The organism is Streptomyces zagrosensis (assembly GCF_014203645.1).
Lineage (GTDB): Bacteria > Actinomycetota > Actinomycetes > Streptomycetales > Streptomycetaceae > Streptomyces > Streptomyces zagrosensis.
This window is the reverse complement of sequence record NZ_JACHJL010000021.1, coordinates 126,010-140,442: the sequence shown is the minus strand read 5'-3', so window position 1 is coordinate 140,442 and position 14,433 is coordinate 126,010. Positions and strand designations below refer to the sequence as shown.

13 protein-coding genes are annotated in these 14,433 nt (G+C 69.6%); 8 read left to right on the top strand and 5 right to left on the bottom strand.

Going from position 1 to position 14,433, the window contains the following annotated elements; genetic code table 11:
• Positions 1-572, bottom strand: a 572-nt coding sequence (locus FHS42_RS29985; RefSeq protein ID WP_312867095.1) for a biotin carboxylase N-terminal domain-containing protein, incomplete at its 3' end; no start/stop codon positions are given.
• 404 nt (positions 573-976) lie between these two features.
• Here FHS42_RS29985 and FHS42_RS29980 point away from each other — a divergent pair.
• A complete protein-coding gene (locus FHS42_RS29980) occupies positions 977-1,441 on the top strand; it encodes a hypothetical protein (protein WP_184577837.1) in 465 nt (154 codons plus the stop codon).
• A gap of 85 nt (positions 1,442-1,526) precedes the next feature.
• Here the strand turns inward: FHS42_RS29980 and FHS42_RS29975 are convergent, their stop codons facing one another.
• Positions 1,527-2,162, bottom strand: a complete 636-nt coding sequence (locus FHS42_RS29975) for a Maf family protein (RefSeq protein WP_184577834.1) — start codon at positions 2,160-2,162, stop codon at positions 1,527-1,529.
• Between the two features lie 299 nt (positions 2,163-2,461).
• Here FHS42_RS29975 and ctaD point away from each other — a divergent pair, with 299 nt between their 5' ends.
• A complete protein-coding gene (ctaD, locus tag FHS42_RS29970; protein ID WP_446696888.1) occupies positions 2,462-4,177 on the top strand; it encodes an aa3-type cytochrome oxidase subunit I in 1,716 nt (571 codons plus the stop codon).
• Between the two features lie 20 nt (positions 4,178-4,197).
• Positions 4,198-4,554: a hypothetical protein gene (locus tag FHS42_RS29965; protein WP_184577830.1), complete on the top strand. Its 357-nt coding sequence runs from the start codon at positions 4,198-4,200 to the stop codon at positions 4,552-4,554.
• Positions 4,555-4,563: 9 nt separating this feature from the next.
• Here FHS42_RS29965 and mmpB read toward each other — a convergent pair whose 3' ends face one another.
• From mmpB to FHS42_RS29955, 3 genes are all read right to left on the bottom strand, one after another.
• Entirely contained in the window at positions 4,564-4,695 is a 132-nt protein-coding gene (gene mmpB / locus FHS42_RS38335; protein WP_281392899.1) for a morphogenic membrane protein MmpB, read from the bottom strand.
• Positions 4,696-4,811: 116 nt separating this feature from the next.
• Complete coding sequence (locus tag FHS42_RS29960; RefSeq protein WP_312867096.1) at positions 4,812-5,018, bottom strand: acyl-CoA carboxylase subunit epsilon; 207 nt, start codon at positions 5,016-5,018, stop codon at positions 4,812-4,814.
• A gap of 16 nt (positions 5,019-5,034) precedes the next feature.
• Entirely contained in the window at positions 5,035-6,624 is a 1,590-nt protein-coding gene (locus tag FHS42_RS29955) for an acyl-CoA carboxylase subunit beta (protein WP_184577824.1), read from the bottom strand.
• Between the two features lie 202 nt (positions 6,625-6,826).
• Between FHS42_RS29955 and FHS42_RS29950 the strand changes: the two genes are divergently transcribed.
• The 5 genes from FHS42_RS29950 to hutH all read left to right on the top strand — a co-directional run bounded on the left by FHS42_RS29950 (position 6,827) and on the right by hutH (position 14,269).
• A complete protein-coding gene (locus FHS42_RS29950; RefSeq protein ID WP_184577821.1) occupies positions 6,827-7,819 on the top strand; it encodes a biotin--[acetyl-CoA-carboxylase] ligase in 993 nt (330 codons plus the stop codon).
• Between the two features lie 922 nt (positions 7,820-8,741).
• Positions 8,742-9,818 carry an adenylate/guanylate cyclase domain-containing protein gene (locus tag FHS42_RS29945; RefSeq protein WP_376772746.1) on the top strand — a complete coding sequence of 359 codons (1,077 nt, stop codon included), beginning with the start codon at positions 8,742-8,744 and terminating at the stop codon, positions 9,816-9,818.
• Positions 9,819-10,027: 209 nt separating this feature from the next.
• Positions 10,028-10,822, top strand: coding sequence for an enoyl-CoA hydratase/isomerase family protein (locus FHS42_RS29940; protein WP_184577818.1), 795 nt, complete (start codon positions 10,028-10,030; stop codon positions 10,820-10,822).
• Between the two features lie 351 nt (positions 10,823-11,173).
• Positions 11,174-12,532, top strand: coding sequence for a GGDEF domain-containing protein (locus FHS42_RS29935; protein ID WP_246495625.1), 1,359 nt, complete (start codon positions 11,174-11,176; stop codon positions 12,530-12,532).
• A 180-nt stretch (positions 12,533-12,712) separates the two neighbouring features.
• Positions 12,713-14,269: a histidine ammonia-lyase gene (hutH, locus tag FHS42_RS29930; RefSeq protein WP_184577815.1), complete on the top strand. Its 1,557-nt coding sequence runs from the start codon at positions 12,713-12,715 to the stop codon at positions 14,267-14,269.
• Positions 14,270-14,433 lie beyond the last annotated feature (164 nt).

Here is a 14,433-nt window from a genome sequence, read left to right as displayed (position 1 = left end):
AAGGCAGCCACCGCCTCCCGCACCGCCGAGTCAAACAACTCAGGCACCTCACCCAACGAGCGAGCCACCTTCAAACCACGCCCACCCCCACCAAACGCCGCCTTGATCGCAATCGGCAACCCATGCTCCCGCGCAAAGGCCACCACCTCATCCGCCCCCGCCACCGGATCAGCCGTCCCCGCCACCAACGGAGCACCCGCCCGCTGCGCAATATGCCGAGCAGCGACCTTGTCCCCCAAACTACGAATCGCCGCCGGCGGCGGACCAATCCACACCAACCCCGCATCCAACACCGCCTGCGCGAAATCAGCGTTCTCCGAAAGGAAGCCATACCCCGGATGCACCGCATCCGCCCCCGACTCCGCCGCAGCCCCCAGCACCTTGCCCATATCCAAATAACTACTAGCCGGGGTATCACCCCCCAGGGCATACGCCTCATCAGCGACCCGCACATGCAGCGCATCGCGATCCGGGTCCGCGTACACCGCCACACTCTCGATCCCCGCATCCCGACAGGCACGAGCAACACGGACAGCGATTTCGCCACGGTTGGCGATGAGCACCTTGCGCACGATGGCTCCCTCCTTGAAACAAGCAGAGTTTAGGTACAGGCAACACTGTGCGCCGAGGAGTCACCGGACGTGAGCTTGACCACAGAGCGTGCCCGTCAGGTCTCAACGGAGGGACCAAAACCCCTGCTGCTCCACGGTACGCCCGGTTTTCTGGGCCGCTTGACGCTTCCCTGTGTGGGCAAGGTCTCGATGCGGTGGGCTCGTCCGGAGCGGTGTTTCTTTGTGGAGACTCTACGAATGCCGGGCGGAAACTTTGCCTCTGTGGCGTCCGCTGCGCGGTCCCCACCCGGCGGGCGAAGGCATGCGCCGCATACCCCTTGTCCACGTGCCTACCCGTTAGTAGCGTTCCGAGGACGGCGTACCGGGGGTAACGACCCTTGGGCGGCACGAAAGAGGTGGCTCGGGTGGCGCGCAGAACGGTGGCCGTTGTGGCAGCTGTGGTGCTGATGGTCGAGGCGGTCGGCATCGCGCTGCTGAACTGGATATTGGGCCTGGTCGTGGAGCATCAGGACATGTCGCTCGCCGACCTGGACCCCGGCGCCATGACCATCGCCACCTGGGTCGCAGGCGGCCTGATCTGTCTCTATCTGCTCGGCTGCGGCGTGGTGCTGCTCCGTATGGCCATCACCGACCTGCCGCCCGGCCGCTTCGCCCGCATCCTGCTCATCACCTGCGCGGTCACGCATGGGCTGCTCGGCGCCTTCGCGGTCGGCCTCGTCGGCTGGCCCGCCTTCACCTTCATGATGGTCGTGCTTGGGCTGATCGTGCTCAGTCTGTTCAGTTACGACGGTGAGCGGGCCGAGGCCGTGGACGGCGGCCGGAAGCAGGACGGCAGTCCGGTCGGCCCGGCACCGACCACGAGCGCATGATCTGGCACCGACCACGAAACGCATGACGCTAAGCGACGGGGCGTGAGCCTGGCGCGCCCGTCTGCCTGGCGCGCCTCGTGTCGCCTCACTGCGCCGGCGACTGCCACAAGTCAGTGATGGCCGTGTCCAGTTCGGCCAGCAGGCGGCGCAGCAGCGGCAGCGACAGGCCGATCACATTGCCCGGGTCGCCGTCGATGCCGTCGATGAAGGGTGCCGAGCGGCCGTCGAGAGTGAAGGCACCCGCCACATTCAGCGGTTCGCCGCTGGCGACGTAGGCAGCGACCTCCGCATCCGTGGGGTCTCCGAAGCGGACCGTCGTCGATGCGGTGGCGCCGGCACGCCGACCGGTCGCGGTGTCGATGACGCAGTGGCCGGTACGCAAGATGCCGGAGCGGCCCCGCATCGCCTTCCAGCGCGCGATGGCCTCCTCGGCGTCCGCCGGCTTGCCGAACGCCTGGCCGTCCAGCTCCAGCACCGAGTCACAGCCGATGACGAGCGCGTCCACCGCGTCGGGGCGCGCGGACACGGCCTCCGCCTTCGCCTGGGCGAGCTGTCCCGCCAGCTCCGCAGGTGAGTCGGCACTGATGGCGTCCTCGTCCACGCCGCTGACCATCTTCTCGGGGGCAAGACCCGCCTGCCGGAGCAGGGCGAGCCTGGCGGGCGACTGTGAGGCGAGGATGAGACGGCGAGGGCCGGTGTGCTCGGTGTGATGGGCGTTCATGCGCACATCGTAGAGAGACGCTCGCGGGCACCGCGGCCAGCGGTACCAGGGCCCTGCGCCGGGCCGGCGGCGATGGTCGTTCCGTCCGCACCGGGCATCCGCCGACACGACCGAGGGCATCCCGGCGCGCGCCGGGCCGTATATCCGGCATTCGCGGCCCGCTGTGCGTTATCAAGGATGCTGCACGGTCATGGGCAATGTCAGCAGCAGTGCCATGGGGCAATGCGGAGATTCCGGTGGTCCGTGAGCGGAACGTCCTGCCTATACAGGTGGGTGGTTGGCGGTGAAAGGGCCATGCGGTGACCACAGTGGATACCGAACCGATCGTGCGCAAGAGACGACCGGGACAGGCGGTGATCGTCTGGATGACCACCACGGACCACAAGAAAATCGGCTCCATGTACATGGCGACCGCCTTCGGCTTTTTTGCCCTTGGCGGTGTGATGGCCATGGTGATGCGGGCCGAACTGGCCCGGCCTGGCACCCAGATCCTGTCGAACGAGCAGTACAACCAGGCATTCACCATGCACGGCACGATCATGATGCTGATGTTCGCGACCCCGCTGTTCGCCGGCTTCGCCAACGCCATCATGCCGCTTCAGATCGGCGCGCCCGACGTGGCCTTTCCGCGGTTGAACATGCTGGCCTACTGGTTCTTCCTCTTCGGCTCGCTCATCGCCGTGAGTGCGCTGCTGCTTCCCGACGGCGCAGCGGACTTCGGGTGGTTTGCCTACACGCCGCTGTCGAGGAAGGAACACAGCCCCGGCACAGGCGGGGACCTGTGGATTCTCGGCCTGGCGCTGTCAGGCTTTGGCACCATTCTCGGCGCGGTCAACTTCATCACAACCATCATCTGTATGCGCGCGCCCGGTATGACGATGTTCCGCATGCCGATCTTCTCCTGGAACGTGCTGCTGACCAGCGTGCTGGTGCTGCTCGCCTTCCCCGTGCTGGCGGCCAGCCTCTTCGCGCTGGAAGCAGACCGCAGGTTCGGCTCGCACATCTTCGATCCGGCGAACGGCGGGGCCATCCTGTGGCAGCATCTTTTCTGGTTCTTCGGCCATCCCGAGGTCTACATCATCGCTCTGCCGTTCTTTGGCATCGTCACCGAGATCCTTCCTGTCTTCAGTCGAAAACCAATCTTCGGCTATATCGGCCTGGTCGCCGCGACGGTCGCCATCACCGGCCTTTCGGTGACCGTGTGGGCGCACCACATGTTCCCCACCGGCGCGGTACTCCTGCCGTTCTTCTCCTTTATGTCCTTCCTGATCGCGGTCCCCACCGGAGTGAAGTTCTTCAACTGGGTCGGCACCATGTGGAACGGCTCGCTGTCGTTTGAGACGCCCATGCTGTGGTCGGTCGGCTTTCTGGTCACCTTTTTGTTCGGCGGTCTGACCGGCGTCATTCTCGCCTCGCCACCGCTCGACTGGCACGTCACCGACAGCTATTTCGTGGTCGCCCACTTCCACTATGTGGTGTTCGGCACCGTGGTATTCGCCATGTTCGCCGGATTCCATTTCTGGTGGCCCAAGTTCACCGGGACGATGCTCGACGAGCGGCTGGGGAAGATTCACTTCTGGACCCTGTTCGTCGGATTTCACACCACGTTCCTCGTTCAGCACTGGGTCGCCGTCGAAGGCATGCCCCGGCGCTACGCGGACTATCTGGCCGCCGACGGTTTCACCATGCTCAACACCATCTCCTCCATCGGCGCCTTTCTGCTGGGCCTGTCCACGCTGCCATTCCTCTACAACGTGTGGAAGACGGCCAAGTACGCGCCGAGAGTCGAGGTCGATGACCCGTGGGGCTACGGTCGCTCGTTGGAATGGGCGACGTCCTGCCCGCCGCCCCGTCATAACTTCCTGTGCCTCCCACGTATCCGCTCCGAGTCGCCGGCCTTCGACCTGCACCATCCCGACGTTGCCGCGATCGACCAGGACGAGAACGTCGGGCGCCGGGACATGGTGGACGTCGACAAGGGCTGGGCAGCCCCGCTCTCCGGCGACCAGCGCTGAGCGAGGCCGGCGAGGGCGTCATGCGCAACGACCGGGAGACCCTGGGGGCGGATTCGGGCATCGCCCAGCTGGAGGGGTACCTACTGCTGCAAGCCGAGCGGGAGCAGGCCAGGGCCGACGCCGAAATCTTCGCCAGCCGCATGGCCTGGCTCAGCCCCACCGAACACGACACCGTCGTACGCCTCTACGCCGAGGAGCGGCTCAGGCTCACTCGCTGGACGCTGGAACGCATCCGCGACCGCTGCCACCAGCTCAGCACCGAGTACGAGACCCGCTACGCGGAACTGCGCCGCCGACTGCTCAGCGGCTGCCTCGCCCTGCTGTGCGCCACGCTCGCGGTGAACGCCGTGCTCATGGCCGTCGTCCTGGAACGGTGACGGCAGGGCCTACGGGCCCAGCGTGATGATGATCAACAGGACGACCGTGGCGACCGCAAGCACCGTGCCCGCACGACGGACCATGGTCTCCGTCCTGCGCAGCTCATCGGGGGGTTCTTCGGGCGGGTCGGACCACAGCATGCGGAACATGGTGCGCCGGAACGGCAGCCGGCGCCTGAGTATGCATACTCAGGCGCCGAGCGCCGTGGTGCTGGTTCTCTGGTGGTTTCGCCTTCGAAGCCGTTCGCCGGGCGCGCTCAGGCGGGCCAGTACGCGGTGCGCCACGCCTTCGGACCCGGGTGCGGGAGGCGACGGCCGGGAATGGTGCGGGCCGGGTCGGACCACTCCTCTGGCGCTTCCTCGCCGAGCGCGGGGGCGCCGGACGCCACCGCGCGCGCTCGCACCACTGCCAGGGCGGCGGCCAGCTCCTCGGGGGTCGGGTTACCCCGTACAACCTTGATCACCATGTCAACGGCCCTCCTACAGTGGGATGTTGCCGTGCTTCTTCGGCGGCAGGGACTCGCGCTTGTTCCGCAGCGTCCGCAGCCCGCGGACGATGTGGCGGCGTGTCTCCGACGGCATGATCACAGCGTCCACATACCCGCGTTCGGCCGCGACATACGGATTTAGCAGCGCGTCTTCGTAATCGGCGATGAGTTTCTGGCGTAGGTCCTCGGCTTGTTCCGGGGTCTGCGCCGCGGCGATGGCGCGCCGATGCAGGATATTGACCGCTCCCTGGGCGCCCATGACCGCGATCTGCGCCGTGGGCCAGGCCAGGTTCAAGTCGGCCCCCAGGTGCTTGGAGCCCATCACGTCGTACGCCCCGCCGAACGCCTTGCGGGTGATCACCGTGATCAGCGGAACGGTGGCCTCCGCGTACGCGTAGATCAGCTTGGCGCCGCGCCGGATGATGCCGCCGTACTCCTGATCCACTCCGGGCAGGAAGCCGGGCACGTCCACGAAGGTCAGCACCGGGACGTTGAAGGCGTCGCAGGTGCGGACGAAGCGGGCCGCCTTCTCTGACGCGTCAATGTCCAGGCAGCCCGCGAACTGCATCGGCTGATTGGCCACGATGCCCACGGGGCGGCCCTCGACGCGGCCGAAGCCGGTGATGATGTTGGGCGCGAACAGCGCCTGCGTCTCCAGGAACTCGGTGTCGTCCAGGATGTGCTCGATGGCCTTGTGCATGTCGTACGGCTGGTTCGCCGAGTCCGGGATCAGGACGTCGAGCTCCAGATCCTCCGGGGTGACCTCCATATCGGCGGTCTCCGGGAAGGCCGGTGGCTCGGAGAGGTTGTTGGAAGGCAGGTAGGAAAGAAGCGCCTTGATGTACTCGATGGCGTCCTTCTCGTCGCCCGCCATGTGGTGTGCCACGCCCGACGTGGTGTTGTGCGTACGGGCGCCGCCGAGCTCCTCGAAGCCCACATCCTCACCCGTGACCGTCTTGATCACATCAGGCCCTGTAATGAACATATGCGAGGTCTGATCGACCATCACCGTAAAGTCCGTGATCGCGGGAGAGTAGACCGCACCGCCGGCGCACGGGCCGACAATCAGGCTGATCTGCGGGATCACGCCCGAGCCGTGCACATTGCGGCGGAAGATCTCCGCGAAGAGGCCGAGCGCGACCACACCCTCCTGGATGCGCGCGCCGCCACCGTCGTTGATGCCGATGATCGGACAGCCGTGCTTGAGCGCGAAGTCCATCACCTTGACGATCTTCTCGCCGTACACCTCGCCCAGCGAGCCGCCGAAGATGGTGAAGTCCTGCGAGTACACGCACACCGGACGACCGTCCACGGTGCCGTAGCCGGTGACCACGCCATCGCCGTACGGGCGGTTCTTCTCGATGCCGAAGTTCGTCGAGCGGTGCCGGGCGAACTCGTCAAGCTCGGCGAACGACCCCTCGTCCAGCAGCAGCTCGATTCGCTCGCGCGCGGTGAGCTTGCCCTTCGCGTGCTGCTTCTCCACCGCCCGGGCGGAGCCCGCGTGCGTGGCCTCCTGCACCCGGCGCTGAAAGTCCGCGAGCTTCCCCGCGGTGGTGTGGATGTCGTAATCCGGCTCGGACATCGGGATGCGGCTCCTGCTCGTCCTCGGGGGGTGGGCTTTCCGCGCTCCCTGTTCATGCCGCGCGGGTGGCCGTGGCTACCGACTCGTAGCGTATCGGCGTGACCGCGGCCTGGCGGTGCGGCGTTGGCCACACCTTTTCGTTCCGTTTCGGGTGGGTGTGACGTCCACGGATCAGGGTCCTCCGCCTCCTAGGCTGACCCGTATGACGTCATCTGACACTCCCCAGACCCCCCGACTCTCCGGCGGCGAACGCTGGTCCGACCTTGATCGACCGCCCCTCAACGAGTCCGCGCTCCGGCGTGCGCTGGTGCGCCCGGGCGGGCTGTGGACGGCGCTCGATGTGCTGCCGCGGACCGGCTCCACCCATTCCGATCTCGTCGCGCGCGCCGCGGCCGGGGCCAGCGAAGGGCAGGTGCTGGTCGCCGAGGAGCAGACCGCAGGACGCGGCAGGCTCGACCGCAGCTGGACCGCGCCGCCGCGTTCCGGGCTCTTCTTCTCCGTACTGCTCCAGCCGGGCCCCACCGTCCCCGTGGAGCGGTGGGGCTGGCTTCCGCTACTCGCCGGGGTGGCGACGGCCAACGCCATCTCCCACACGGCCGGCGTAGACACGGCCCTCAAGTGGCCCAACGACCTGCTGGTCACCGTGCACGGAGAGGAGCGCAAATTCGGGGGAATCCTCGCGGAGCGCACGCCGGCGCCGAGCCCGGCCGGCGCACGCGCTGGCGCTGGGGGAGGCACCAGCGCGGACAGGGACGCGGGCGAGGCCCACACCGCGGGGACGGACGCGTCGGGGGGTGCTGGCGGCGTGGTGGTCGGCGTCGGGCTGAACGTCTCGTTGCGGGCGGCCGAACTGCCCGTAGCGGGCGCGGGCTCGCTCACGCTGGCGGGCGCCAGCGAGGTGGACCGCGATCCGCTGCTGCGCGCCGTGCTGCGCTCCCTTGAGCAGTGGTACGGGGAGTGGCGGGACGCCGAAGGCGACCCGGCGGCCAGCCGGCTACAGGAGGCGTACGCGACCGGCTGCGCCACGCTCGGCCGGTCCGTGCGGGCGCTGCTGCCCGGGGAGCGGGAGTGCGTCGGGGAGGCCGTGGCCATCGATGGGTACGGCCAGTTGGTGATCGCCACCGAGGGAGGCGGTCGGGAGGCGGTGTCCGCTGGGGACATCGTCCATCTGCGTCCGGCTTCGCCGGGAGAGTGAGCTACGGCACACCTGTCGTATCGTTGTGCTGGTCCGTCCATCCGGCAGCTGGCGGGGTGGGACGGCCGCGGAGGCGGTGCCATCGTGGCTGTGGCTGTGGCTGTGGCTGTGGCTGTGGCTGTGGCTGTAGCGCAGGCGCTGCCGCCGACGTGGTGTTCCGCGAGGCGCCGCTCATGGGGTGCCCCTCGCGGTGCCGGGCACGGTGAGTGACGGGTGGTGCGTGCGGTATCCGCGTAGGTGCATTCGCGCGCGGTGGTGCGTGTGGCGTTGCGTGCAACGGCGCGCGGGGCGTCGCGGGCGAGCGGAAGAACGGAAGGGCAGTGCGCAGGGACCTGACAGGGATGGGGGCCTCCTCGCCGAAGGCGACTACGCCGCGGACAAGGGGACGCCGGTGACCGTCGATGACTCGGGTGCCGGCAACACGGTCCCCGCAAGCCCGTCTGGCGCGCAGCGGGACATGCAGCAGGACATGCAGCAGGACATCCAGCAAGACACGGAGAAGAGCGCACAGCAGGACACAGCGCGGAACGCGGAGCAGAGCACAGCGCAAACCGCGCAGCGAACCGTGAAGCCAACCGCGAAGCAAAATGCAGAGCACAATCCCGCCGATACGGGGCCGGGTTCTGCCGGCGCCGGCGGTTCCGTAGCCGGTGGAGAGCCCAGGCAGGACACCGAGCCCCGGGCTGACAGCCACCTCCGGGAGGGCTCCGAGCCGCGGGCCGACGACACGTCCGGGGCGGCGGGGGGAGCCGGGGCGGCAAGCGATTTGTCAGGCCAATCGCCGGCTGGGAAGTCGCCGCCGGGGCAATCACTGCCGGGGCAGTCGCCGGCTGGCCAATCGCCGGCTGGCCAATCACCGTCAGGGCAGTCGCCGGCCGGGCAGAGTGCCGCGGCTGAGTCCAGTGCGCGGACCGATCCGGGCATTGGGCACGATCGGGGCGCTGCGGCCGAGCGGGCCGCAGCCGTTGAGGACGACCCGATCGCGCTCAAGCTGGAGCAGCTCATCTTGGGCGCCGAGCGCCGGTACACGCCCTTCCAGGCCGCCCGTAGCGCCGGGGTGTCGATGGAGTCGGCGTCCCGGTTCTGGCGGGCGATGGGCTTCGCGGACATTGGCCAGGCGAAGGCGCTGACCGAGGCGGACGTGTTGGCGCTGCGGCGTCTTTCGGGCCTGGTCGAGGCCGGGCTGCTCAGCGACGCGATGGCGGTACAGGTTGCGCGCTCGACCGGGCAGACCACGGCGCGGCTCGCCGACTGGCAGATCGATTCCTTCCTGGAGGGGCTCACGGAGCCGCAGGAGCCGGGGATGACGCGGACGGAGATCGCGTACCCGCTGGTGGAGCTGCTGCTGCCGGAGCTGGAGGAGTTCATCGTCTATGTGTGGCGGCGGCAGCTCGCGGCGGCGACCGGGCGCGTGGTGCAGACGCAGGACGACGCGGAGATGGTCAACCGGCGACTGGCGGTCGGATTTGCGGACCTGGTCGGGTTTACACGACTCACTCGGCGGCTTGAGGAAGAGGAGTTGGGCGAGCTCGTCGAGGCGTTCGAGACCACGGCCGCCGACCTGGTGGCGGCGCATGGGGGGCGGCTCATCAAGACGCTGGGCGATGAGGTGCTGTACGCGGCCGACGACGCCGGAGTGGCCGCGGAGATCGGGCTGCGGATGATCGAGACCTTGTCGCACGACGAGACGATGCCGGAGTTGCGGGTGGGGCTCGCGTTCGGCACGGTCACCACGCGGATGGGCGACGTATTTGGTACGACGGTGAATCTGGCCAGTCGTCTGACATCGATAGCACCGAAGGACACCGTGCTGGTTGACGGGGCGCTCGCGCAGGAACTGTCGCGGACCGGGGACGCACCGGTATCCGAGGCGGAGACCGCCGCTGCCGAGAAGGAGGGCGAGACCGTGAAATACCGGTTCGCGCTCCAACCCATGTGGCAACGCCCGGTGCGGGGGCTCGGCGTCGTGGAGCCGTGGCTGCTGTCGCGCCGGGGGTGACGCGGGTGGTGGCGCTCGGCAGTGCCGCCCAGTGGTGGCGTCCGGCTGTGGTTCCCGGTGGCGGCGCCGGGGACGAGAGGGGCCGGGTACACGTGCCGTGGTGGGTGTCAGGGGCCCGCGGGTGAGTGGGTTGGGGCGTAGCGGGGGCGTGCGTATGGCTGCGATGATCCGGTGACAGGTTTACGGTCGTTAACCGGGAGGGTGGCGTGATGGGTGAGCAGCGGTTTGGGGAATGGGTGGCCGTGCGGCGGGACGGCTTCGTGGCCGAGCTGGTGCTCGACCGGCCGAAGGCCATGAATGCCGTATCGACGGAAATGGCCCGCTCCATCGCGGCGGCCTGCACCGCGCTGGGTGATGACCCGGAGGTGCGCGCTGTGGTGCTGAGCTCGACGCACGAGCGGGCCTTTTGCGTGGGTGCCGACCTCAAGGAGCGCAACTCCCTCAGCGATGCCGAGCTGGTCCGGCAGCGGCCGGTGGCCCGCGGGGCGTATACGGGGGTCTTGGAGCTGCCGGTGCCGGCGATCGCCGCGGTGCACGGCTATGCGCTGGGCGGCGGGTTCGAGCTGGCGCTGTCGTGCGATGTGATCGTGGCCGACCGTACGGCCGTGGTGGCGCTGCCGGAGGTGTCGGTGGGCGTGATTCCGGGCGGTGGGGGCACCCAGCTCTTGCCGCGCCGGGTGGGTGCGGCGCGCGCTGCCGAACTGGTCTTCTCGGCGCGCCGGGTTGCCGCCGATGAGGCGCGGGAGCTCGGGCTCGTCGATCGCCTGGTGGATGCGGGCGAGGCGCGGACGGCGGCGCTTGAGCTGGCCGGTCAGATCGCCGCCCATTCGCCGGTCGGGCTGCGGGCCGCCAAGCGGGCCCTACGGCTGGGCCAGGGACTTGATCTACGGGCCGGGCTTGAGGTCGAGGACGCGGCGTGGCGGGCGGTGGCGTTCTCCGGTGACCGGGCGGAGGGGGTGGCCGCGTTCAACGAGAAGCGGACGCCGCAGTGGCCCGGGGAGTGAGCTGCCGGCGGTGTGGGGTCGGGCTGCTTGATGCGTGAGCCCGCCGGCGTGTGCGGGCTGTTCGGCGGGTGGGGGCGGCCGGCCGGTGCCTGAGCGTGCCCCGGTGCGGGAGGCCGGGGGGCGGCAGGCGTTGACCGATGTTCAACGTTGAACGACACTTCGGAGGCGGGCCGAGCGCATCCCGTGTGAGCCTCCGCACGCTTTCAAACCTCCCTCAGCGAGATTCGCCGAACATTCTTACGCTTCTTACGCTGGGATGCAGGCGTGTGCAGACAGTGACGGAATGCGAGGGCGTAGGTGTCGGACCAGGGCGATGCGCGGCTGGCTGCCGTGGTGGGGCTGGCGCAGGGGATGGCCGCCGCGCACACGGCACGGGAGTCGATGCGCGCTGCCGCGCTCAGTGCCCTCCGTGCGCTGGAGGGGTCGTTCGCCGCGATCTGCGTGTGGGAGCGCGAGTTGGGGCGGCTGCGCGTGCTGGTCAACGTCGGGGAGCTGGCGCCGGGGGAGCAGGAGTTTCCCGCCGATGAGGTGTACCCGGTGCATGACTTCCCCGAGATCGCGGAGTTCTTGCACGAGAGATGGATCACCGGGGGCGAGCCCCACGCCTGGGTGGAGTCGGCGGCGTACGAGAACGATCCGCAAGGGCCGGCCGGGCCGCAAGGGCCGACAGGTCTGAGCGGCTCGGATGGCGAACGCGGGGCCGACGACCCGCTGTGGGGCATAGGCCGCGGGGGGCGCAAGGCGCGGCGGGTGGCCGCGCTGCGGCGCCGCGGGCGGGGCTGCTGTGTGGTGGCGCCGATCGTGTTGCGGGGCCGCGCGTGGGGCGAGCTGTATGTGGCGCGGCCTTTGGGGCGGCCGGTGTTTGGACGTACCGACGCTGACTTCGCGACCGTTTTGGCGTCGGTCACCGCCGCCGGAATCGCCCAAAGCGAGCGGCTTGAGGAGGCGCACCGGCTTGCCTTCACCGACCCGTTGACCGGGCTCGCCAACCGGCGTGCGGTGGACATGCGGCTTGACGAGGCGCTGGATCTGCACAGCCGGCAGGGCGCGGTGGTGAGCTTGGTGGTGTGCGACCTGAACGGGCTCAAGCGGGTCAATGACTCGCTGGGGCATGAGACGGGCGACCGGCTGCTCGAACGGTTCGGCTCGGTGCTCTCGGTGTGCGGGGCGATGCTGCCAGGGGCTCTCGCGGCGCGGCTTGGCGGTGATGAGTTCTGTCTGCTCGCGGTCGGCCCGGCGACGGATGACGTGGTGGCGGTCGCGGAGGAGTTGTGCCGCCGGGCGGGCGCGCTGGAGCTGGGCGAGGGAGTCGCCTGCGGGGTGGCGTCCACGGGCGACCCGATCGGCCCCGTGCGCTCGGCGCGGCGGCTGTTCCGGCTGGCCGACGCGGCGCAGTACCGGGCGAAGGCCGCTCATTCCGATCGCCCGGTGGTCGCCGGGCGCGACGGTGGCACCGATGATCCGGTGGTTCGGCTCGCCGACGCCCCCACCCCGACCGCCGACCGGCGGCGTATCCGGGGCCGAAGCCGCGGCAACGGCACGGCCACGGCCCACGGCAAGGGCGGCCCCCCGCCCGGTGGCGTCTCCGGTGGCGGCGCCTCGGGTGGAACCTCCGCCTCCGGGGGCCCCGGCGGCCCCTCGGGCGGCGGGCTGACCGGTGGTGGCGGCGTACCGGGCGGCGGCTTCGCCGGGGGGCGCGGGCGGCGCTGAGGCTGTGCGGCACACAGGCCGGTGCAGGCGCTGGCGCAAAAGCCGGTACGGGAGCTGGCGCAGCAGGCAGCACGAAAGGCCGGTAAGGGAGCCAGCACAGGAGTCGGTGCGTACGCCGCTGCTCACGGCAGCACAGGGGGATGGTGACAGCTCGCGATTCAGTCTCTAGGGTGCCTGAATATGGATATGCAATCTGTGGTGGTGGGGACGTCCGGTACGACCGCTGAGGACGTGATCGCTGTGGCGCGCGGCCTTGCACGCGTCGAGCTGTCGCCGCAGGCCCTTGCCGCCGTGGCAGCCGCGCGGCAGGTCATCGACGAGCTGGCGGCCAAGCCCGATCCGGTGTACGGGGTCTCCACGGGCTTCGGGTCGCTCGCCGTCCGGCACATCAGCCCCGATCTGCGCACGCAGCTCCAACGCAACATCGTGCGCTCCCACGCGGCCGGAATGGGCCCGCACGTCGAGCGCGAGGTGGTCCGCGCGCTGATGTTCCTCCGGTTGAAGACGCTGGCCTCCGGGCACACCGGGGTTCGCCCGGTGGTGGTCGAGACGATGGCGGCCATCCTCAACGCGGGGATTACGCCGGTCGTGCACGAGTACGGCTCGCTCGGCTGCTCTGGCGACCTCGCGCCGCTTTCCCACTGTGCGCTCACGCTGCTGGGCGAGGGCGAGGCGGCGGGCCCCGATGGAGCGCTGCGGCCCGCCGCAGAGCTGCTGGCCGAGCACGGCATCGAGCCGGTCGAGCTGCGCGAAAAAGAAGGGCTCGCGCTGCTGAACGGCACGGATGGCATGCTGGGCATGCTCGCCATGGCCTGCGCCGACCTGGCCCGATTGTTCACCTCGGCCGACATCACGGCTGCGCTCTCCCTTGAGGCGCTGCTCGGTACGGACCGGGTGCTCGCCCCCGAGTTGCAGGCCATTCGCCCGCACCCGGGCCAGGCGCTGAGCGCCGACAACATGCTGCGGGTGCTGGCCGGCTCCGAGCTGACGGGTCATCACCAAGACGATGCACCGCGGGTGCAGGACGCGTACTCGATCCGCTGCGCACCCCAGGTCGCGGGCGCGGGCCGGGACACCCTCGCCCACGCCCGGCTGGTGGCCGAACGCGAGCTGGCGGCGGCGGTGGACAACCCCGTGGTGCTGCGCGGCCCGGACGGCACGGGCCGAGTCGAGTCCAACGGCAACTTCCACGGTGCGCCCATCGCCTACGTCCTGGACTTCCTCGCCATCGCCGTCGCCGACCTCGGCTCCATCGCGGAGCGCCGCACCGATCGGCTGCTCGACAAGAACCGCTCGCACGGGCTGCCGCCGTTCCTCGCCGCCGACGCGGGCGTTGACTCGGGCCTGATGATCGCTCAGTACACGCAGGCCGCGCTGGTCAGCGAGCTCAAGCGGCTCGCGGTTCCGGCGTCGGTCGATTCCATCCCGTCCTCCGCGATGCAGGAGGACCATGTCTCCATGGGCTGGTCGGCCGCGCGCAAGCTGCGTACCGCAGTGGACAACCTGACCCGGATCATCGCCGTCGAACTGGTCGCCGCCACTCGCGCCGTCGAACTGCGCACGGGCATGACCCCGGCCCCCGCCACGCAGGCGCTGCTCACGGCCGTGCGGGCGGCGGGCGTTGAGGGGCCGGGGGCGGACCGTTTCCTCGCGCCTGACCTGGCGGCGGCCGAGGCGTTCGTACGCTCCGGTGCGCTCGTCGAGGCCGTGGAGTCGGTAACGGGGCCGCTCGCGTAACGCCGCCCCGCTGACGAGCGGACGAACGGCCCGACTGACGACTGGACGAACGGCCCGACCGCGGGGAGCGGCCGGGCCGTTCGTTTGCCGCACCCTGTCTGGTGGGCCTGGATCGATGGTCCAGGGACCGGGGCGGTAATGATCGTCGGTTGCGGGTGTCGGTT